This is a genomic window from Pantoea sp. Ae19-2 (assembly GCF_059801205.1).
This window is the reverse complement of the sequence record NZ_JBCHWE010000003.1, coordinates 132,714-153,211: the sequence shown is the minus strand read 5'-3', so window position 1 is coordinate 153,211 and position 20,498 is coordinate 132,714. Positions and strand designations below refer to the sequence as shown.

At 55.7% G+C, this 20,498-nt stretch carries 23 protein-coding genes; 14 read left to right on the top strand and 9 right to left on the bottom strand.

The genetic code is table 11. From position 1 onward, the window contains the following. Positions 1–212: 212 nt before the first annotated feature. Positions 213–2,204 (bottom strand): transketolase, encoded by a 1,992-nt coding sequence (gene tkt, locus AAIE03_RS22935; RefSeq protein WP_336708707.1) that lies wholly within the window; start codon positions 2,202–2,204, stop codon positions 213–215. A gap of 268 nt (positions 2,205–2,472) precedes the next feature. On the opposite strand from tkt, the gene loiP reads away from it, so the two are divergent. Beyond that, positions 2,473–3,231, top strand: coding sequence for a metalloprotease LoiP (gene loiP, locus AAIE03_RS22930; RefSeq protein WP_008461569.1), 759 nt, complete (start codon positions 2,473–2,475; stop codon positions 3,229–3,231). A 36-nt stretch (positions 3,232–3,267) separates the two neighbouring features. Here loiP and speB read toward each other — a convergent pair whose 3' ends face one another. From speB to yqgG, 4 genes are all read right to left on the bottom strand, one after another. Then, positions 3,268–4,188, bottom strand: a complete 921-nt coding sequence (speB, locus tag AAIE03_RS22925; protein ID WP_008461568.1) for an agmatinase — start codon at positions 4,186–4,188, stop codon at positions 3,268–3,270. A gap of 200 nt (positions 4,189–4,388) precedes the next feature. Next, on the bottom strand, positions 4,389–6,365 hold the full coding sequence (gene speA / locus AAIE03_RS22920) for a biosynthetic arginine decarboxylase (protein ID WP_336708704.1): 1,977 nt from the start codon (positions 6,363–6,365) through the stop codon (positions 4,389–4,391). Further along, on the bottom strand, positions 6,358–6,498 hold the full coding sequence (yqgB, locus tag AAIE03_RS22915; RefSeq protein WP_442892300.1) for an acid stress response protein YqgB: 141 nt from the start codon (positions 6,496–6,498) through the stop codon (positions 6,358–6,360). Before yqgB ends, speA begins: the two co-directional genes overlap by 8 nt. 107 nt (positions 6,499–6,605) lie before the next feature. Beyond that, complete coding sequence (gene yqgG / locus AAIE03_RS22910) at positions 6,606–6,761, bottom strand: small protein YqgG (protein ID WP_498563247.1); 156 nt, start codon at positions 6,759–6,761, stop codon at positions 6,606–6,608. Between the two features lie 427 nt (positions 6,762–7,188). On the opposite strand from yqgG, the gene metK reads away from it, so the two are divergent. From metK to ruvX, 8 genes are all read left to right on the top strand, one after another. Next, positions 7,189–8,343, top strand: coding sequence for a methionine adenosyltransferase (metK, locus tag AAIE03_RS22905; protein WP_008461565.1), 1,155 nt, complete (start codon positions 7,189–7,191; stop codon positions 8,341–8,343). A 394-nt stretch (positions 8,344–8,737) separates the two neighbouring features. After that, positions 8,738–10,132 carry a sugar porter family MFS transporter gene (locus AAIE03_RS22900; protein WP_498563241.1) on the top strand — a complete coding sequence of 465 codons (1,395 nt, stop codon included), beginning with the start codon at positions 8,738–8,740 and terminating at the stop codon, positions 10,130–10,132. A 70-nt stretch (positions 10,133–10,202) separates the two neighbouring features. Next, entirely contained in the window at positions 10,203–10,718 is a 516-nt protein-coding gene (locus AAIE03_RS22895) for a SprT family zinc-dependent metalloprotease (RefSeq protein WP_336708702.1), read from the top strand. Between the two features lie 92 nt (positions 10,719–10,810). Then, positions 10,811–11,518 (top strand): deoxyribonuclease I, encoded by a 708-nt coding sequence (endA, locus tag AAIE03_RS22890; protein ID WP_166878139.1) that lies wholly within the window; start codon positions 10,811–10,813, stop codon positions 11,516–11,518. Between the two features lie 145 nt (positions 11,519–11,663). Continuing rightward, positions 11,664–12,395 (top strand): 16S rRNA (uracil(1498)-N(3))-methyltransferase, encoded by a 732-nt coding sequence (gene rsmE, locus AAIE03_RS22885; protein WP_166995246.1) that lies wholly within the window; start codon positions 11,664–11,666, stop codon positions 12,393–12,395. A gap of 12 nt (positions 12,396–12,407) precedes the next feature. Further along, a complete protein-coding gene (gene gshB, locus AAIE03_RS22880; RefSeq protein WP_008461555.1) occupies positions 12,408–13,355 on the top strand; it encodes a glutathione synthase in 948 nt (315 codons plus the stop codon). 147 nt (positions 13,356–13,502) lie between these two features. After that, complete coding sequence (locus AAIE03_RS22875) at positions 13,503–14,066, top strand: YqgE/AlgH family protein (protein ID WP_008461552.1); 564 nt, start codon at positions 13,503–13,505, stop codon at positions 14,064–14,066. Continuing rightward, the gene (ruvX, locus tag AAIE03_RS22870; protein WP_008461550.1) at positions 14,066–14,485 is read left to right on the top strand and encodes a Holliday junction resolvase RuvX; all 420 of its coding nucleotides are present in this window, start codon (positions 14,066–14,068) and stop codon (positions 14,483–14,485) included. Before AAIE03_RS22875 ends, ruvX begins: the two co-directional genes overlap by 1 nt. 5 nt (positions 14,486–14,490) lie before the next feature. Here ruvX and AAIE03_RS22865 read toward each other — a convergent pair whose 3' ends face one another. From AAIE03_RS22865 to AAIE03_RS22855, 3 genes are all read right to left on the bottom strand, one after another. After that, positions 14,491–14,946 carry a type II toxin-antitoxin system HicB family antitoxin gene (locus AAIE03_RS22865; protein ID WP_336708742.1) on the bottom strand — a complete coding sequence of 152 codons (456 nt, stop codon included), beginning with the start codon at positions 14,944–14,946 and terminating at the stop codon, positions 14,491–14,493. A 23-nt stretch (positions 14,947–14,969) separates the two neighbouring features. After that, positions 14,970–15,152, bottom strand: coding sequence for a type II toxin-antitoxin system HicA family toxin (locus AAIE03_RS22860; RefSeq protein WP_166995303.1), 183 nt, complete (start codon positions 15,150–15,152; stop codon positions 14,970–14,972). Between the two features lie 61 nt (positions 15,153–15,213). Continuing rightward, complete coding sequence (locus tag AAIE03_RS22855) at positions 15,214–16,239, bottom strand: type IV pilus twitching motility protein PilT (protein WP_336708699.1); 1,026 nt, start codon at positions 16,237–16,239, stop codon at positions 15,214–15,216. A 16-nt stretch (positions 16,240–16,255) separates the two neighbouring features. Between AAIE03_RS22855 and AAIE03_RS22850 the strand changes: the two genes are divergently transcribed. The 5 genes from AAIE03_RS22850 to hemW are packed head-to-tail and all read left to right on the top strand — an operon-like array spanning position 16,256 to position 19,577. After that, positions 16,256–16,960: a YggS family pyridoxal phosphate-dependent enzyme gene (locus AAIE03_RS22850; RefSeq protein ID WP_008461545.1), complete on the top strand. Its 705-nt coding sequence runs from the start codon at positions 16,256–16,258 to the stop codon at positions 16,958–16,960. A 24-nt stretch (positions 16,961–16,984) separates the two neighbouring features. Then, positions 16,985–17,539, top strand: a complete 555-nt coding sequence (locus tag AAIE03_RS22845; RefSeq protein WP_008461544.1) for a YggT family protein — start codon at positions 16,985–16,987, stop codon at positions 17,537–17,539. Beyond that, the gene (gene yggU, locus AAIE03_RS22840) at positions 17,536–17,835 is read left to right on the top strand and encodes a DUF167 family protein YggU (protein WP_008461542.1); all 300 of its coding nucleotides are present in this window, start codon (positions 17,536–17,538) and stop codon (positions 17,833–17,835) included. Before AAIE03_RS22845 ends, yggU begins: the two co-directional genes overlap by 4 nt. Before the next feature lie 13 nt (positions 17,836–17,848). Continuing rightward, the gene (locus AAIE03_RS22835) at positions 17,849–18,442 is read left to right on the top strand and encodes an XTP/dITP diphosphatase (RefSeq protein ID WP_166995243.1); all 594 of its coding nucleotides are present in this window, start codon (positions 17,849–17,851) and stop codon (positions 18,440–18,442) included. Continuing rightward, positions 18,435–19,577, top strand: a complete 1,143-nt coding sequence (gene hemW / locus AAIE03_RS22830; protein ID WP_336708696.1) for a radical SAM family heme chaperone HemW — start codon at positions 18,435–18,437, stop codon at positions 19,575–19,577. The genes AAIE03_RS22835 and hemW overlap by 8 nt, the downstream gene beginning before the upstream one ends. Before the next feature lie 159 nt (positions 19,578–19,736). Here hemW and AAIE03_RS22825 read toward each other — a convergent pair whose 3' ends face one another. Continuing rightward, a complete protein-coding gene (locus AAIE03_RS22825) occupies positions 19,737–20,453 on the bottom strand; it encodes a DUF2884 family protein (protein WP_166995239.1) in 717 nt (238 codons plus the stop codon). Between the last annotated feature and the right edge of the window lie 45 nt (positions 20,454–20,498).

Genomic DNA, 20,498 nt, shown 5'->3' with positions numbered 1-20,498 from the left:
ATTCGACTGAAACGCTTCAGCTATGTTAAGCGAAAGCGGGAATAAAAGGAACGATACCCCAACATGCTCCGCTCAACTTCTGATGTACATCACAGTTTTGGTGGAATAACTGCAACTGAGCGCCCCGATGGTGGAATAAAGAACAGGGTATAAGTGGAATAATCGGCATAAAAAAGGGCCGCCGAAGCGACCCTGATAGTTAGCGAGACGGATTACAGAATCGCTTTAGCCTGTTTCACCACGTTTTCCACGGTGAAGCCAAACTCTTCGAACAGCAGTTCCGCTGGAGCAGACTCACCGAAGGTGGTCATGCCCACGATAGCGCCGTTCAGGCCAACGTATTTGTACCAGTAGTCAGCGATGCCAGCTTCGATAGCCACACGAGCAGAAACGGCTTTCGGCAGCACGGATTCACGGTAAGCCGCATCCTGCTTGTCGAACGCGTCGGTAGACGGCATCGACACCACGCGCGCTTTCACGCCTTCGGCAGTCAGCTTGTCCCATGCGGCCACCGCCAGCTCAACTTCAGAGCCGGTAGCGATGAAGATAAGCTCTGGCTGACCTGCGCAATCTTTCAGCACGTAGCCGCCGCGAGCGATGTCTTTCAGCTGCTGCTCGGTACGATCCTGCTGAGCCAGGTTCTGGCGGGAAAGGATCAGCGCGGTCGGGCCGTCGTGACGCTCAACGCCGTACTTCCACGCGACTGCGGACTCAACCTGGTCACATGGGCGCCAGGTGCTCATGTTCGGGGTCACACGCAGGGAAGCAACCTGCTCAACCGGCTGGTGAGTCGGGCCATCTTCGCCCAGGCCGATGGAGTCGTGGGTATACACCATCACCTGACGCTGTTTCATCAGCGCAGCCATACGCACCGCGTTACGGGCGTATTCTACGAACATCAGGAAGGTAGAGGTGTACGGCAGGAAACCGCCGTGCAGGGAGATACCGTTGGCGATAGCGGTCATACCGAATTCGCGCACGCCGTAGTGGATGTAGTTCCCGGCGGTATCTTCGTTAATTGCTTTAGAACCAGACCAGAGAGTCAGGTTAGAAGGCGCCAGGTCAGCGGAGCCACCCAGGAATTCCGGCAGCAGCGGGCCGAACGCTTCGATAGCATTCTGGGACGCTTTACGGCTGGCGATCTTGGATGGGTTAGCCTGCAGCTTAGCGATGAACTCGTTCGCTTTTGCGTCGAAGTCAGAAGGCATTTCGCCTTTCACGCGGCGAGTGAACTCTGCGGCTTCCTGCGGGAAGGCTTTCGCGTAGGCAGCGAACTTCTCGTTCCATGCGGCTTCTTTAGCCTGACCCGCTTCTTTCGCATCCCACTGCGCGTAGATGTCAGAAGGGATTTCGAACGGTGCGTGGTTCCAGCCAAGCGCTTCGCGGGTCAGTGCGATTTCTGCATCACCCAGCGGGGCGCCATGAGAGTCATGGGTACCGGCTTTGTTCGGGGAACCGAAACCGATGATGGTTTTGCACATCAGCAGGGATGGTTTGTCGGTCACCGCACGCGCTTCTTCTACTGCACGTTTGATAGCCGCGGCATCGTGGCCGTCTACACCGCGCACGACATGCCAGCCGTAGGCTTCGAAGCGTTTTGCGGTATCGTCGGTGAACCAGCCTTCAACGTGACCGTCGATGGAGATGCCGTTGTCGTCATAGAACGCAACCAGTTTACCCAGCTTCAGGGTACCAGCCAGGGAGCAAACCTCGTGAGAGATGCCTTCCATCATGCAGCCGTCACCCATAAATGCATAGGTGAAGTGGTCCACGATTTCGTGGCCAGGACGGTTGAACTGTGCCGCCAGCGTTTTCTCTGCGATAGCCATACCGACCGCGTTCGCAATACCCTGACCCAGTGGGCCAGTCGTGGTTTCAACACCGGCGGTGTAGCCCACTTCCGGGTGGCCCGGAGTCTGGGAGTGCAGCTGACGGAAGTTTTTCAGCTGCTCAATCGGCAGATCATAACCGCTGAGGTGCAGCAGGCTGTAAATCAGCATAGAACCGTGGCCGTTGGACAGCACGAAGCGGTCGCGGTCTGCCCAGGAAGGGTTCTGTGGGTTATGGTTCAGGAAATCACGCCACAGGACTTCGGCAATGTCGGCCATGCCCATAGGGGCACCCGGGTGACCGGATTTGGCTTTTTGTACTGCGTCCATGCTGAGCGCACGAATAGCATTGGCAAGCTCTTTACGAGAGGACATTTTGACTCCAGATCGGATGGTTGAAGGTCGCGCCTTGACTACGATGCGTTATGGGCTACGCCCGAAAATGTGACAACAATGTACACCAGGGGAATGGTCATGTACATGCGGCGTGCCGTTGACAGGGTAAGAAATCTCTGGATAACGCTCGCAAGTTGCGCAACCTGATGCGCAGGCCATTTATTCTTCTTTATACTGGTTCTGGAGCCGCCACGCCTGCGGTAAATCCGATTCTGTTTTTACCTATTATAAAGAAAGGAAAATGGCCATGAAGATGCGCCCAATATTGTTGAGCCTGAGCGTCGCAGCCCTGCTGAGCGGCTGCCAGGGAATGGATTCCAACGGGCTATTGACCTCTGGAGCCGAAGCTTTCCAGGCCTACACTTTAAGCGATGCGCAGGTGAAAACCCTGAGCGATGATGCCTGTAAGCAGCAGGACAGCAAAGCTACGATAGCCCCGGCAGACAGCCCATACACCCAGCGGCTGAACAAAATTGCCTCCGCGCTGGGGGATAACATCAACGGTCTGCCGGTTAACTATAAAGTTTATGTGACCAAAGACGTCAACGCCTTCGCCATGGCGAACGGCTGCATCCGCGTCTACAGCGGCCTGATGGACATGATGGACGACAACGAAGTTGAAGCGGTGATTGGCCACGAAATGGGGCACGTCGCGCTGGGCCACGTGAAAAAAGGGATGCAGGTCGCGCTCGGGGCTAACGCAGCCCGCGTTGCTGCCGCATCCGCAGGCGGCGTGATTGGCAACCTGTCGCAGTCTCAGCTTGGGGATTTAGGCGAAAAACTGGTGAACGCTCAGTTCTCCCAGCGTCAGGAATCTGAAGCGGACGACTACTCTTACGATCTGTTGCGCAAACGCGGCATCAACCCGACCGGTCTTGCCACCAGCTTCGAGAAACTGGCTAAGCTCGACGAGGGCCGTCAAAGCTCCATGCTGGACGACCACCCGGCGTCTGCCGCTCGTGCCCAGCATATCCGCGACCGCATGGCAGCGGATGGGATTAAATAAAGCGATACCGCCCCCAACGGGGCGGTATTTAAAAGCTTATTCGCCTTTCTTGGCCGCCTGGATATACAGCATTTCCAGCGCCAACGTTGCCGCAGCCAGCGCGGTGATTTCAGACTGGTCGTAGGCCGGAGCCACTTCCACCACGTCCATCCCCACGATATTCAGATCTTTCAGGCCCCGAACCAGCTTGATAGCACGATCGGACGTCAGGCCACCAATCACCGGCGTACCTGTTCCCGGCGCAAACGCGGGATCCAGGCAGTCGATGTCAAAAGTCAGGTAAACCGGCATGTCGCCGACGATCTGCTTAACCTGGGCAATAATGTCGTCTACGCCGCGATCGTTTACCTGGCAGGCATCCAGCACGGTGAAGCCGTTATCTTTGTCGAACTCGGTACGAATACCGATCTGCACGGAGTGGTTCGGATCGATCAGGCCTTCGTTTGGCGCGGTGTAGAACATTGTGCCGTGGTCGAACTCGCAGCCATTCGCGTAGGTGTCGGTGTGAGCATCAAAGTGAACCAGCGCCATTTTACCAAAGTGCTTCGCGTGAGCACGCAGCAGCGGCAGAGTCACGAAGTGGTCACCGCCGAAGGAAAGCATACGCTTGCCGGAAGCCAGCAGACGCTCAGCGTGCGCCTGGAGATTTTCGCTCATCTCACGGGCATCGCCGAAGGCGTAAACCAGATCGCCGCAGTCCACAACGTTCAGACGCTCGCGCATGTCGAAGTTCCACGGGAAGCGGTTTCCTTCCCATGCCAGGTTGGTGGATACCTGACGAATCGCTGCCGGGCCGTGGCGGCCGCCTGCGCGACCGGAAGTTGCCGCATCAAACGGAACGCCGGTGATCACCCAGTCTGCATCGCTATCGTACGGCTGGAAATTCAGCGGGAAACGTAAAAAACCAAAGGCATTAGATACCAGGGAGTTATCGTATTTGTGGCCTAAGGTGCTCATTGTCTGACCTCTCGGTTGGGGTTAAAAAACGCCTAAAAAAAATCCCCTCCGCGTCGTTAAACCCGACGAGGAAGGGATTGGATTGGGTGACTACTATTTATTGCGCGGATTATCGCCGCTAATTCATACAGGTTCAAGAGAGTATAGGCTATTGCTCGCTCTTTGCCCCTCTCCCTGAAGAGGAGAGGGAAAGCGATAGCTTACTCGTCTTCCAGATACGTATAACCGTACAGACCCGCTTCGAACTCTTCGAGGAACTGCTGCTGCAGCGCATCGTCAAGGCCGGTGTTCTTGACCTGGTCGCGGAACTGAGTCAGCAGCTTGTTCGGATCGAGCTGCACGTACTGCAGCATGTCCGCCACGGTATCGCCTTCGTCAGACAGTTCAACTTCCACGGAGCCATCAGGGAAGACGAAGACGTCCACCGCTTCGGTGTCACCGAACAGGTTGTGCATGTTGCCCAGGATTTCCTGGTACGCCCCCACCATGAAGAAGCCCAGCATCGGTGGGTTCTCCGGATCGTATTCCGGCATCGGCATCGTCGTGGCTATGCCGTCGCCATCAATATAGTGGTCAATTGCCCCATCGGAGTCGCAGGTAATGTCCAGCAGCACCGCACGGCGCTCAGGCGCGTGATTCAACCCTTCCAGCGGCAGTACCGGGAAAAGCTGATCGATCCCCCACGCATCCGGCATCGACTGGAACAGCGAGAAGTTGACGTACATTTTGTCCGCCATGCGCTCCTGCAGTTCGTCGATAATTGGACGGTGCGCGCGGTTGCTTGGATCAAGCTGCTTCTGCACGTCGTGGCACATGTTCAGGTAAAGCTGTTCTGCCCAGGCACGCTCCTGCAGGCTATATGCTCCGGAGGAGTAGCCGACGTGGATATCGTGCAGGTCCATCTGGCTGTCGTGCAACCATTCACGCAGCGAGCGGCGAGTCCCAGGCTGATGCATCTCCTCCCAGGTTTCCCACATGCTTTGCAGTGCGCGAGGGGCGTCAACCGCAGGTGGAGTTGCTTCGGTATATTCGTTACGCTCCACGCCGATAATATTGGAAACCAGCACTGTGTGGTGCGCGGTCACGGCGCGGCCAGACTCGGTGATCACCGTCGGGTGCGGCAGACCATTTTCTTCACAGGCATCGCCAATTGCCCAAATAATATTGTTCGCGTATTCATTCAGGCCGTAGTTAACGGAGCAGTCGGACTGGGAGCGAGTCCCTTCGTAGTCCACGCCCAGGCCACCGCCAACGTCGAAGCACTGAATGTTCACGCCCAGCTTATGCAGCTCAACGTAGAAGCGCGCCGACTCACGAACGCCGGTGGCGATATCGCGAATGTTCGCCATCTGCGAACCCAGGTGGAAGTGCAGCAGCTGAATGCTGTCCAGGCGGCCGCGTTCACGCAGGATTTCCACCAGCTGCAGAACCTGGTTTGCCGCCAGGCCAAATTTGGACTTCTCACCGCCGGAAGACTGCCATTTACCGGATCCCTGAGAGGCCAGACGTGCGCGAACGCCCAGGCGAGGAATCACATTCAGTCGCTCGGCTTCTTCCAGCGCGATGCCAATTTCGGACATCTTCTCGATAACCAGGTAGACCTTATGGCCCATCTTCTCGCCGATCAGCGCCAGGCGGATGTATTCGCGGTCTTTATAGCCGTTACAGACGATAACCGACCGGGTCATGCCCGCATGCGCCAGCACGGCCATCAGCTCGGCTTTAGAACCCGCCTCCAGGCCCAGCGGTTCGCCGGAATGAATCAGCGACTCAATCACACGGCGGTGCTGGTTAACTTTGATCGGGTAAACCAGAAAATAATCGCCGTTGTAGCCGTAGGATTCACGCGCACGCTTAAAGGCGGCGTTAATCGAACGCAGGCGGTGCTGCAGGATCTGCGGGAAGCAGAACAGCGCAGGCAAGCGCTGGCCCTGAGCTTCACGCGCTTTCACCAGTTCGGCGAGATCCACGCGAGCTTCCGGAACGTCCGGATCCGGGCAAACGCTAATATGGCCCAGTTCGTTAACGTCATAATAGTTATTGCCCCACCAGGCAATATTGTATGTACGCAGCATCTTGCTGGCTTCCTCGGAGCTCATGGCAACCTCCTGAATGGAACGATGTACATCCTGCTCGCCCACTGACGAACCCGAAACAGAAGTGATTTTGTCAGTCATGGCGAACCTCAAATTTTGTCGATTGTGCAAAACAGTTGACTACTATCGCAGGGGTATCCTGCAATAACAACCCATTAACAGCGCGCATTGACAGCACAAGACGCTGACAGCCAGGCTGTGCGACCGGTTTCATTTTCATATCATTGTAAAACACGTATCCGAACCCTGTATGACAGGACGGCGAAACCACGAGAAAACTCTTGTAATACAAGAGCGCCCTTGTTCAGTTACCACGGCGGATTACAGACCGGCCCGGGGATCCTGAGAAGCGCCGAGATGGGTAAAACATCGGCAAGTTTGAAAACATGAGATGCAGGCTGCGAGGAGCATACGCGCGCCAGAACGGCGTGCTGGGTTATATGAATGACGGCGGTTCATTACTTGTATCACCTCCACGCATACGTTGAATATGTATGCGACAAGCCAAAGCTGCGAACGCTGTACCTGACAAGCTCTAAATAATTGCTCAACCCGGCTGGAAGTGGGCAACACGAATCGTGTGCTTTTGATTAAGCCGCGCGCGCCGCTTTATACCCATATAAGGGGTAAAAAGCAAAACAAAATGTGTAAATTGCCAGCAGTGTCAGCTCCACTTTCCACTCAAGATTTATCACATGTTGCCGTTACCCTAAAAAATTCTGGCTATCTGCCGATTGTCTAATCTAAAATGGCCGTCCAGATGTTAATCCATCTATACTGATTAACTGTTAGACTGCCTGTTTTTCAATCTGTGGCAATAAGTTCCCGGGTTGGTCTATCTCGCCACCGCTGTGGCGTAGAGCAGCAGCCTGAACTAAATAAATCCTCTTAGGGTGAAGAAAATATGGCTAAACACCTCTTTACGTCCGAGTCTGTATCTGAAGGGCATCCTGATAAAATCGCTGACCAAATCTCCGACGCCGTCCTTGACGCAATCCTCGAGCAGGATCCGAAAGCACGCGTAGCCTGTGAGACCTACGTCAAAACCGGTATGGTTCTGGTTGGCGGCGAAATCACCACCAGCGCGTGGGTTGATATCGAAGAAATCACCCGCAAAACCGTGCGTGAAATCGGCTATGTGCATTCAGATATGGGCTTTGACGCCAACTCCTGCGCTGTTCTGAGCGCGATTGGTAAACAATCCCCGGACATCAATCAGGGCGTTGACCGTACCGATCCGCTGGAACAGGGTGCGGGCGATCAGGGCCTGATGTTTGGCTATGCGACCAACGAAACCGACGTGCTGATGCCAGCGCCAATCACCTACGCCCACCGTCTGGTGCAGCGTCAGGCTGAAGTGCGCAAAAACGGCACCCTGCCGTGGCTGCGCCCGGACGCGAAAAGCCAGATCACCTTCCAGTACGACGATGGTAAAATCGTCGGTATTGATGCGGTAGTGTTGTCCACTCAGCACTCTGAAGACATCGCGCTGAAAGACCTGCAGGAAGCGGTGATGGAAGAGATCATCAAACCAGTTCTGCCGGGCGAGTGGCTGAACGCCTCCACCAAATACCACATCAACCCAACTGGCCGTTTTGTTATCGGTGGCCCAATGGGTGACTGCGGTCTGACCGGGCGTAAAATCATCGTTGATACCTACGGCGGTATGGCTCGTCACGGTGGCGGCGCATTCTCAGGTAAAGATCCGTCTAAAGTTGACCGTTCTGCTGCCTATGCTGCGCGTTATGTCGCGAAAAACATCGTCGCCGCTGGCCTGGCTGACCGCTGCGAAATTCAGGTTTCTTACGCTATCGGCGTGGCAGAACCTACTTCCATCATGGTGGAAACCTTCGGTACCGAGAAAATCTCTACCGAGCAGCTGACCCTGCTGGTACGCGAGTTCTTCGACCTGCGTCCATACGGCCTGATTCAGATGCTGGATCTGCTGCATCCGATCTACAAAGAAACCGCCGCATACGGTCACTTTGGTCGCGAACATTTCCCATGGGAAAAAACCGACAAAGCCGCACTGCTGCGTGAAGCCGCTGGCCTGAAATAACCCGCCACCGCTTTGTACTTTAAAGGCCAGCTTATGCTGGCCTTTTGCTTTTTGGTTCTGTACCTACAGATTTCTCTTCTCCTGGCTCCCTGCTATCACCGGCAACAATTTGAAACCGATTACACATAACAGGAATAGCCTTTATTGCCACTTTTATTCATATGTGCGTTCAGGCACATCATTTGTTACATAACAGCTCATCAAACACCGATTTTTAACCGCAGGACGGATTTTATTAGCCGTAAATTCCCTGTCTTATCAACATTAAGTTTCCTCTCAATTTAGACCTCTAGTGTAAACGATTACATCACTGTGATTATCATCACACACTTCCGCCGTTTACTGCCCTACCCTTAAAAACGTCAAATCCGAAAAAATCCACGTGGAGGGCGATATGCCTGACAATAAAAAAACCGGGCGCTCCAACAAAAGCATGACCTTTTTTGTCTGCTTCCTCGCCGCGCTCGCCGGCCTGCTGTTCGGCCTGGACATTGGGGTGATTGCCGGTGCGCTGCCGTTTATCGCTAAAGACTTTGCCATCACCTCCCACACCCAGGAATGGGTGGTGAGTTCGATGATGTTCGGGGCAGCCGTCGGGGCCATCGGCAGCGGCTGGCTCTCTTTCAAACTGGGGAGAAAATACAGCCTGATGATAGGTGCCGTGCTGTTTGTGCTCGGTTCCCTGTTCTCGGCCTTTGCGCCCAATGTTGAAGTGTTGATCGTGTCTCGTGTCCTGCTGGGCCTGGCCGTTGGCGTCGCTTCCTACACCGCCCCGCTTTACCTGTCAGAGATTGCGCCGGAGAAGATCCGTGGCAGCATGATCTCCATGTACCAACTGATGATCACCATCGGTATTTTGGGCGCTTATCTCTCCGATACAGCTTTCAGCTACACCGAATCCTGGCGCTGGATGCTGGGCGTGATCACCCTTCCCGCTCTGCTACTGCTGGTTGGCGTGTTCTTCCTGCCGGACAGTCCGCGCTGGTTTGCCGCCAAGCGCCGCTTCCACGATGCTGAACGCGTGCTGCTGCGCCTGCGCGATACCAGCGCAGAGGCGAAACGTGAGCTGGAAGAAATCCGCGAAAGCCTGAAGGTGAAACAAAGCGGGTGGTCGCTGTTTAAGGACAACTCGAACTTCCGCCGGGCGGTCTTTCTTGGCGTATTGCTGCAGGTCATGCAGCAGTTCACCGGCATGAACGTCATCATGTACTACGGACCAAAAATCTTCGAAATTGCCGGGTTCGCGAATACCACGCAGCAAATGTGGGGCACCGTGATCGTGGGCCTGATTAACGTGCTGGCTACCTTTATTGCTATCGGTCTGGTTGACCGCTGGGGACGTAAACCTACGCTGGTGCTCGGCTTCCTGGTCATGGCCGTCGGCATGGGCGTGCTGGGCACCATGCTACACGTCGGCATCCATTCCCAGGGCGCGCAGTACTTTGCGGTTGCCATGCTGCTGATGTTTATCGTTGGCTTCGCCATGAGCGCTGGCCCGCTGATTTGGGTGCTGTGCTCGGAAATCCAGCCGCTCAAAGGGCGCGATTTCGGCATCACCTGCTCCACCGCCACCAACTGGATTGCCAATATGATTGTCGGCGCCACCTTCCTGACTATGCTGAACACGCTGGGCAACGCTAACACCTTCTGGGTTTATGCGGCGCTGAACCTGTTCTTTATCGTCCTGACGCTGTGGCTTATTCCTGAGACGAAACATGTCTCTCTGGAACACATCGAACGTAACCTGATGAAAGGCCGTAAATTACGCGAAATCGGCGCACACAACTGAGTCCTGAAAGCCCCTCCCGGTAACGGGAGGGGCTTGCACCGCGCTTCCTGCCCCATTATTCTCTGCCGTTATGAAAGCCCTCAGACTCCCTATCGCTCTCCAGCAAGCCGTTATGCGCTGCCTGCGTGAAAAACTTCAGCAGGCCAACGCGCATTTAGGCACTCATTATCCTGAGCCCAAAGTGGTCTATCATCAGCGCGGCACCGCCGCCGGCACTGCCTGGCTGGAAAGCAACGAAATTCGCCTGAATCCGGTGCTGCTGATGGAAAATCAGCAGGCTTTTGTCGAAGAAGTTGTCCCCCATGAGCTGGCTCACCTGCTGGTATGGAAGCACTTTGGCCGCGTCGCCCCCCACGGCAAGGAATGGAAATGGATGATGGAAACCGTGCTCGGCGTCCCTGCCCGCCGCACGCATAAATTTGAAGTCGATTCGGTACGCAAAAATACCTTCCCCTACCGCTGCCCTTGCCAGCAGCATCAGCTCACCGTGCGCCGCCACAATCGGGTGCTGCGCGGCGAAGCCGAATATCGCTGCACTCATTGCGGCCAGTTATTAAAACTCGACGTTACAACCCCATGTAATTAATCGTTTATTTCTGGAATTTTTACACTGCCCCTGATTGAAACTGGATATCCGATCAGGTAGGGTGCGGGCACGTTTTAGTAAGGATTCTGGAAATGTCTCGCAAAATTTCTTGGGCTGTTGCATTCGTTGCAGCCTTCAGTTCGCTTCCCGCCTTCAGCAACGGCATCAATAGCTTCGCACAAGCCAAAACCGCAGGCGTCAAGGTCAACGCCGATGCTCCGGGCGACTTCTACTGCGGCTGTAAAATTAGTTGGCAGGGTAAAAAGGGTATCCCGGACCTGGAGTCCTGTGGCTATAAAGTGCGGAAGAATGAAAACCGGGCCACCCGCATTGAATGGGAGCACGTCATGCCTGCCTGGCAGTTCGGCCACCTGCTGCAGTGCTGGCAAGACGGCGGACGTAAAAACTGCGCCAAAGATCCGGTATACCGCAAAATAGAAAGCGATATGCATAACCTGCAGCCTGCCGTGGGCGAGGTTAACGCCGACAGAAATAACTTCATGTACAGCCAATGGAACGGCGGCGAAGGCCAATACGGCCAGTGCGCAATGAAAATTGATTTTAAGGATAAAGTGGCCGAGCCGCCGGAACGCGCTCGAGGCGCAATTGCGCGCACTTATTTCTACATGCGCGACCAATACCAGCTGTCGCTTTCTCGCCAGCAGACTCAATTATTCCAGGCCTGGGATAAACGCTACCCGGTCAACACCTGGGAGTGCGAGCGGGATGAGCGCATTGCGAAAGTCCAGGGCAATCATAATCCATATGTGCTGCGGGCTTGCCAGGCGCGAAACAGCTAACCTACACTAGCGGCAATTCTTTATTTGCTGTGACGAATATAGCCCTCGACCTACAGAACAAGGGGGCGAAAATCCCCTCTCCCTTTTTGGGATAGAGTCAGGATAAGAGCCCATTCCTGCAGCGCAACTAACCGGAACTCACTTCATGCGTATACCCCGCATTCACCATCCTGAAAATCTTTCCGTTGGCCAGGACGTTGCCCTGAGCGAAGATGCGGCTAACCACGTTGGACGCGTGCTGCGCATGAGCGCGGGCCAGGCTATTCAGCTGTTCGACGGCAGCAATCAGGTGTTCGACGCGGAAATCGTGCAGGCGGATAAAAAAAGCGTGCGCGTTAAAATCCTGGCGGGCAACGAGGACGACCGTGAGTCACCGCTCTGGCTGCATCTCGGCCAGGTCATGTCCCGCGGTGAAAAAATGGAATTCACCATTCAGAAGGCCGTGGAACTGGGTGTGAACGAGATCACCCCATTGTTTTCCGAACGCTGCGGGGTAAAACTGGATGCGGAAAGGCTGAACAAGAAACTCCAGCAGTGGCAAAAGATTGCGATTGCCGCCTGTGAACAATGCGGCCGCAACCGGGTGCCAGACATTCGCCCGGCGATGGATCTGGCCGCCTGGTGCGCCGAGCAGGATGACGCCCTGAAGCTCAATCTGCATCCGCGAGCCAGCGCCAGTATCAACACTCTGCCGCAGCCGGTCGAGCGCGTCCGCCTGCTGATTGGCCCGGAAGGCGGCCTGTCTGCGGATGAGATTGCCATGACCGCAGAGCACCAATTTACTGATATTCTGTTGGGACCGCGCGTTCTGCGTACTGAGACCACCGCGCTCACCGCCATCACCGCACTGCAGGTGCGCTTTGGCGACCTGGGCTAAAGGAGAACAACAATGATCAAGCTCGGCATCGTGATGGACCCCATCGCACACATCAACATCAAAAAAGACTCCAGCTTCGCCATGCTGCTGGAAGCGCAGCGTCGTGGTTACGAACTGCACTACATGGAAATGGCCGACCTGTATCTGAACAACGGCGAAGCGCGCGCCCGCACGCGCCTGCTCAGCGTCGAGCAGAACTACGATAAGTGGTATGAGTTTGGCACCGAGCAGGATATCGCCCTGGCCGATCTGAACGTGGTGCTGATGCGCAAAGACCCGCCGTTTGACACTGAATTTATCTACGCGACCTATATTCTTGAGCGCGCAGAAGAGAAAGGCACGCTGATCGTTAACAAACCGCAGAGCCTGCGCGACTGTAACGAAAAGCTGTTCACCGCCTGGTTTGCCGACTTAACGCCGGAAACGCTGGTCACCCGTAACAAAGCTCAGCTGAAAGCCTTCTGGCAGCAGCACGGCGACATCATTATGAAACCGCTGGACGGTATGGGTGGCGCCTCTATTTTCCGCGTGAAACAGGATGACCCAAACATCGGCGTTATCGCCGAAACGCTGACCGAATTGGGTACCCGCTACTGCATGGCGCAGAACTACCTGCCTGCCATTAAAGACGGTGATAAACGCGTGCTGGTGGTCGACGGCGAGCCGGTACCTTACTGCCTGGCTCGTATTCCGCAGGGCGGTGAGACCCGCGGTAACCTGGCCGCCGGTGGCCGTGGTGAACCACGTCCGTTGACCGACAGCGACTGGGAAATTGCCCGCCGCGTTGGGCCTACGCTGAAAGCCAAAGGGCTGATTTTTGTTGGTCTGGATATTATCGGCGATCGCCTGACCGAGATTAACGTCACCAGCCCAACCTGCATCCGCGAAATCGAAGCTGAATTCCCTGTGTCGATCACCGGGATGCTGTTCGACGCCATCGAAAAACGCCTCGCTCACTAAGCGCATCTGGCGGGTAGCTGTTACCCGCCTTCCCCCTTCGAAGGCACGATTCACGGCGGGTAGCCCGCCTTCCTTCATTAGTGGTAAGCTGGCCACACTTCGCGCAGCCACTGCCGCTTTTATCAACCGGGATCAGAACCTCTGACAATGAATTTACAGCATCACTTTCTTATTGCCATGCCGGCTCTCCAGGACCCTTTATTTAAGCGCTCCGTAGTTTATATCTGTGAATACAACGATGAAGGCGCGATGGGCATTATCATCAATAAACCGCTGGAAAACCTGCAGGTGGATGGCGTTCTCGAAAAGCTAAAAATAGAACCAGACCCGCGCGACGCTACGATTCGACTGGATAAACCCGTATTTATCGGCGGCCCGCTGGCGGAAGATCGCGGGTTTATTCTGCACTCGCCGCCGGACAACTTCGGCTCAAGCATTCGCATCTCCGACGACACGGTGATTACAACTTCCCGTGATGTGCTGGAAACGTTAGGCACGGCCAAACAGCCGAAAGAGGTGATTGTTGCCCTCGGCTACGCTTCCTGGGAAAAGGGGCAGCTTGAGCAGGAGATCATGGAAAACTCATGGCTGACGGCTCCTGCTTCGCCTGAGATCCTGTTCCACACGCCCATTTCAGAGCGCTGGCGCGAGGCCGCCCGTCTGATTGGTATCGATATCCACACCATGCCAAGCGAAGCGGGGCACGCCTGATGAGCAGTGGAACTTTAATGGCTTTTGACTTCGGCACCAAAAGTATCGGCGTCGCCATCGGCCAGCGCATTACCGGCACTGCGCGCCCGTTAACCGCGCTTAAGGCGCAGGACGGCACTCCGGACTGGAATGCGGTAGAAAAAATCCTGAAGGAGTGGCAGCCGGAAGAAGTCGTTGTCGGCCTGCCGCTGAATATGGATGGCACCGAACAACCCCTGACGGCGAGAGCCCGCAAGTTTGCGAACCGCCTGCACGGCCGCTTTGGCGTGAAAGTCTCCCTGCAGGACGAGCGGCTGAGCACCGTCGAAGCCCGCGCCGGGTTATTCGAACACGGTGGTTTCCGCGCCCTCAACAAAGGCAGCATCGACTCCGCTTCTGCGGTGATTATTCTTGAAAGCTGGTTCGAGTACCACCCGTGAAGGGCTTAACTGCCGGGCGCGTCGTTCCCTGCGTTCAGCAGTTCATGCCTTGCGGCAATCGCCAAAAAATGGCTGCGGTCCCGGTAGCCTGAAGAGGGCTGTTTTACCCGGGAATCAATACGCCGCAGCAGCGCGTCTGGCAGCATGATGTTTAGCCGCTGCTGCTTTCCTTCCAGCGCGGATAAATCCACATCAACCAGCAGCCATTGCTGGCAGTAGCCGTACTCCGGGTCTGCGGCATAAGCAAAAGGCCCGGCATCACACAATCGAGTAATGTCTTTGCCGCTCTCCACCATTAAATCCACAATCGACAGCACCGCATCCTGCACCATCGGGGCGATATCCGCCTGACTGTCTGCGGCCGATACGCAGCCAAATTCATCATTGCATAGCGCGGGCACGACCAGGCCAAACGCTTCGTTTTCAGTTGCGGGTAATTCCACACCAACGGAAAAAAACATCATCAACCTCCGGCAGCGACAGGCTAAATGCCTGCCATTTTACGAATGGATTTGACGGTACCGACGGGCAAATCCTTTTTGGGATGCGGAACGGGGAACGTTTTTCCGGTTGTAGGTGACCACCAGATCCAGTGGCTACCCCCAGAACGCCTGACGGGTTCGCACCCCGTGGCCCTCAATTCCTTTATCAGCTCAGCAGAGGTCATCATGCTCACCCTGAATGATGGATAATATACACACCAATACACATTAAGGCAATAAAGGCGTTCAAAATGTCGCCTCCCATGGCACGCTGAATTCCCGATCGTGTCCAACAATCTTACCTTCACGCAGCAGCAGCGCCTCGCTCTGGGCAAAGCTTTGCATGCCATGCTGCTGGCCGGTTTGCAGCACGCCAGGCAGTTGATGCGTCTTCCCCTCACGAATCAAATTTGCCATAGCCGGGGTATTGACCAACAGTTCGTACAGCGCCACCCGGCCACCGTCAGTCGCCGGTACAAGCTTTTGTGCCAGCACCGCTTTCAGGCTTCCGGCAAGCTGAGTTTGAATCAGGCTTTTCTCCTGAGCAGGGAACACGTCCACCAGCCGTTCCACCGCCTGAGCAGCACCGCGTGTGTGTAATGTCGCCAGAACCAAATGCCCTGTTTCTGCCGCGGTCAGCGCCAGGCCAATAGTCTCACTATCCCTGAGCTCACCCAGCAGAATGACGTCCGGATCTTCCCTTAAAGCGGCTTTTAGCGCTGCTGCATAGCTTTCACAGTGCAGGCCGGGCTCGCGCTGCTGAATCAGGCAGCGGCCAGAGGCGTGAATAAATTCGATGGGGTCTTCCAGCGTTAGCACATGGCCGTCAAGATGCTGATTGAGATGCTGAATCATCGCGGCAAGGGTTGTAGACTTCCCGCTCCCGGTAGCTCCAGTCACCAGTATCAGCCCTTCACTTTCCCGTAAAAGCGCCTTCAGTTGGGAGGGTGCGCCAAGCGTATGCAGATCCGGGCAAGAAGATGCGAGTAATCTAAGCGCCAGCGAATAACCTTCCTGATGGAGAAAAGCATTGCCGCGTAGCCTGATGCCGTTCGCGAGCGTGAGGGAAAAATCGAGCTGGCCGGCGCGACTAAGCTGCAACTTTTGCTCCTCATTTAACCATCCGTTGAGAACCTCTTCGACTTCCGGCACCTTCTCCGGGCACGCTTCCAGCCTGCCACACTTTCGCCAGCGTGCCGCCTGGCGCGCGCACAGGTGTAGATCGGAGACATTATGCTTTACACTAAGGGCCACAATTTCTTCGATATCCATATCACTTCCAACGATCATGAATGAGATAGCGCACAATCTGGCACAGGTACATGGGAAAATCTCAGCCGCTGCGGCACGTTGCGGCAGAAGCCCCGAAGAAGTGACTCTGCTTGCAGTCAGCAAAACCAAGCCTGCGAGCGCCCTCGCAGAAGCGATTGCTGCCGGGCAACGCGCCTTTGGCGAAAACTATGTGCAGGAAGGCGTGGATAAGATTCACCACTTTGCTGAACAAGGTGTAACAGGGCTGGAGTGGCACTTTATCGGGCCGCTGCAGTCGAATAAAAGCCGCCTTGTGGCGGAGAATTTTGACTGGTGCCATACCGTCGATCGGCTGAAAATTGCCAGTAGACTCAGCGAACAACGCCCGTCGACGTTGCCGCCGCTAAACGTACTGATTCAAATTAATATCAGCGACGAAAACAGTAAGTCCGGCATCGCGCTGAGTGAGCTGGAGCAGTTAGCTGCCGAAGTGGCGGCCTTACCGGGACTGACGCTGCGAGGCCTGATGGCCATCCCTGCGCCAGAACCGGATTACGAGCGCCAGCTTACCGTTTGCCGCAAAATGGCAGAGGCCTGTAATGCACTCAAAGCCCGCTTTACCACGATCGATACATTATCTCTCGGCATGACCGATGACATGGAAGCCGCGATTGCCGCAGGCAGCACCATGGTGCGCATTGGAACCGCTATTTTCGGCGCGCGGGATTATCCCGCTCGTTAATCACCATCATTTTTGAGGAAAACCATGCTTACGTTGACTTTCCTGGTCAAAACCCTGATTGAGCTTTACGTAATGGTGCTGCTTATCCGTATCTGGATGCAGTGGGCGCGCTGTGATTTCTACAACCCGTTTGCCCAGTTCATCGTTAAAGTTACCCAGCCCGTTGTCGGACCGCTTCGTCGCGTACTGCCATCCCTGGGCCCTATTGACACCTCATCCCTGCTGGTGGCATTTATACTCACCACGCTGAAATTCCCTATTCTGCTGCTGATCCAGTCCGGCGGGCTGTCGCTCGATCCATTAAACTTACTCATCGGCGTGCTGTCGCTGCTGAAATCAGCCGGTACCCTGGTGTTCTGGGTGATCATCGTTCGTTCCCTGATGAGCTGGATAAGCCAGGGCCGCAGCCCTATTGAATACGTGCTGATGCAAATGACCGAGCCAATGATGGCGCCGATTCGCCGCATCTTGCCTGCGATGGGCGGCATTGATTTCTCCGCCATGGTGGTCATTCTTATTCTTTATGCGCTGAATTACCTCGGTATGGACCTGTTCCCTGGCCTTTGGTACGCGATTTGAGTGCTGTGACACAGCAGCCTGACGGGCTGGTTCTGCGGCTGTATATTCAGCCCAAGGCCAGCCGCGATAGCCTGGTCGGTATGCATGGCGACGAGTTAAAAGTCGCCATCACCGCACCACCGGTAGACGGGCAGGCCAACGCTCACCTGGTAAAATATCTGGCCAAACAATTCAGGGTAGCGAAAGGCCAGGTCGTGATAGAGAAAGGCGAACTTGGTCGCCATAAACAAGTTAAAATTATCGGCCCGCAGCAGATCCCGACGGAAGTCGCGGCATTGATTGCCCCCCTCGAATAACACAGGACTGACTATGCAAAAAGTCGTATTAGCTACCGGTAACGCCGGTAAAGTGCGTGAACTCGCCAATCTGCTGGCGGATTTTGGCTTCGATGTGGTCGCGCAAACCGAGCTGAACGTAGAGTCTGTCGAAGAGACCGGCCTGACCTTTATTGAGAATGCGATTCTCAAGGCTCGCCATGCGGCTAAAGTGACCGGGCTACCGGCGCTGGCCGACGATTCCGGCCTGGCGGTGGATGCGCTGGGCGGCGCACCGGGTATCTATTCCGCACGCTACGCGGGCGAGGATGCCAGCGATCGGCAGAACCTCGACAAGCTTCTGGAAGCGCTCAACGACGTGCCGGACGATAAACGCCAGGCTCAGTTCCACTGCGTGCTCGTCTATATGCGTCACGCGGAAGACCCAACGCCGCTGGTGTTTCACGGTAGTTGGCCGGGCGTGATTACCCAGGCGCCAGCAGGGCAAGGTGGCTTTGGCTACGATCCTATCTTCTACGTTCCTTCCGAGGGTAAAACCGCGGCGGAGCTAACCCGCGATGAAAAGAGCGCGATCTCCCACCGTGGGCAAGCGCTGAAACTGTTACTGGAAGCAATGCGTAATGGCTAATTTGCCACCTCTTAGTCTCTACATTCACATCCCGTGGTGCGTACAGAAGTGCCCGTACTGTGACTTCAACTCCCACGCGCTGAAAGGCGACGTGCCGCACGACGAATACGTGAGCCATCTGCTGCACGACCTCGACCGCGACGTGGCGCTTGCTCAGGGGCGTGAGGTAAAGACTATTTTCATTGGCGGCGGTACGCCAAGCCTGCTCTCCAGCGAAGCCATGCAAACGCTGCTGGACGGCGTGCGCTCACGCCTCAAGCTGGCAGACGACGCAGAAATCACCATGGAAGCCAACCCCGGCACGGTCGAAGCCGACCGCTTTGTTGGCTACCAGAAAGCGGGTGTGAATCGTATTTCTATCGGCGTTCAGAGCTTTAGCGAGCCCAAATTAAAGCGCCTGGGCCGTATTCATGATGCGGGTGAAGCCAAACGTGCCGCGAACCTGGCAAGCGGCCTGGGGCTGCGCAGCTTTAACCTTGACCTGATGCACGGCCTACCTGACCAGTCGCTCGAAGAGGCATTGGACGATCTGCGCCAGGCCATTGCCCTGAATCCCCCGCATCTTTCCTGGTATCAGTTGACCATCGAGCCGAACACGCTGTTTGGATCACGTCCGCCGAAGTTACCGGACGACGACGCGCTGTGGGATATCTTCGAGCAAGGCGATAAGCTACTGACCGCCGCGGGCTACCAGCAATACGAAACCTCAGCCTATGCTAAGCCCGGTTATCAGTGTCAGCACAACCTGAACTACTGGCGCTTTGGCGACTATTTGGGGATTGGCTGCGGCGCGCACGGCAAAATCACCTCCCCGGACGGGCGCATTACGCGCACGGCGAAAACGCGCCATCCGCGCGGCTATATGGAAGGAAAGTACCTCGACCGCCAGCATGACGTTGAGCAGGCAGACAAACCGTTCGAATTCTTTATGAACCGTTTCCGCCTGCTGGAGGCCGCACCACGCAGTGAGTTCACGCTTTATACCGGTTTAGATGAAGCGATAATTCGCCCGCAGTTGGATGAGGCGCTGGCGAAAAACTATATGACGGAAACGGATGAACACTGGCAGATAACCGAGCACGGGAAACTGTTTTTAAATTCCCTGCTGGAGCTGTTTTTAGCCGACGAAGCGTAAGTTTTTACCCTCACCCCGGCCCTCTCCCAGAGGGAGAGGGGGAAAACAAGTGATGGGCGACATGGTTTATCCCCTATCCCCTTTGGGGAGAGAACTGGTGAAGGGGAACTCGGTTTATCCCCTCTCCCCTTAGGGGAGAGGGTTAGGGTGAGGGGAAAATTACTTCAGCGCCCCCACAAGCCCTTTACGCTGATTTTCCAGCGACACCACCCGGTTACACACCTCGTGGCCGAACTGTTCAAAATCAGCCTGCTGATTATTCCATTCGTTCTGAACCGCCGTTTGCAGACCGCCCAGGTTACCCAGCACATTCTGCAGCGGGTTGCCGCCGCCTTTCAGCACCGCCTGCGCGCCCATTTCATTAATGCTGTCCTGCAGAATGCCGCCCATCGCCTGGTTCACCAACTGCTGACCATCGGCTCTCACCTGATCGACCGCTTTATAATGGAACGTCAGCCCGTCCTGGCGGCGCTCAATAATCCGGTTCATCTGCTCTTTTAACTGGGCATCCAGCTTGGTCAGGCGATTACGCATGCTGCTGCTTTCCCCAACCTGTTTAGCAATAATGCCGTCCAGCGCGACGCGGCTTTTCTCTACGCGAGAGCGAGCCCCATTATCGATCCACGGTAAATCCGTGCGCAGGGCTTTCTGGTAGTTCAGCGCCTGCTGGCGCTGTGCGGATGTCAGCGTCTTCTGAACACCGTTGTATTGCACGCTGCCGTCAGGCGCGATGACCAGATTGCCGTTCTCACCCACAACCTGCACGGACTGCGGGTTAATCACCACGTCATCACGTGGATTGACGCTGCACTGATAGTCCGCGTGTGCCGAAGCGGCGGTGACCAGCAGCGCGCCTAAAAGGACCTTACGGATCATATTTTCTCCTGAAAAATCAGCTCCTGAAAAAAAGGCCGGTTAATT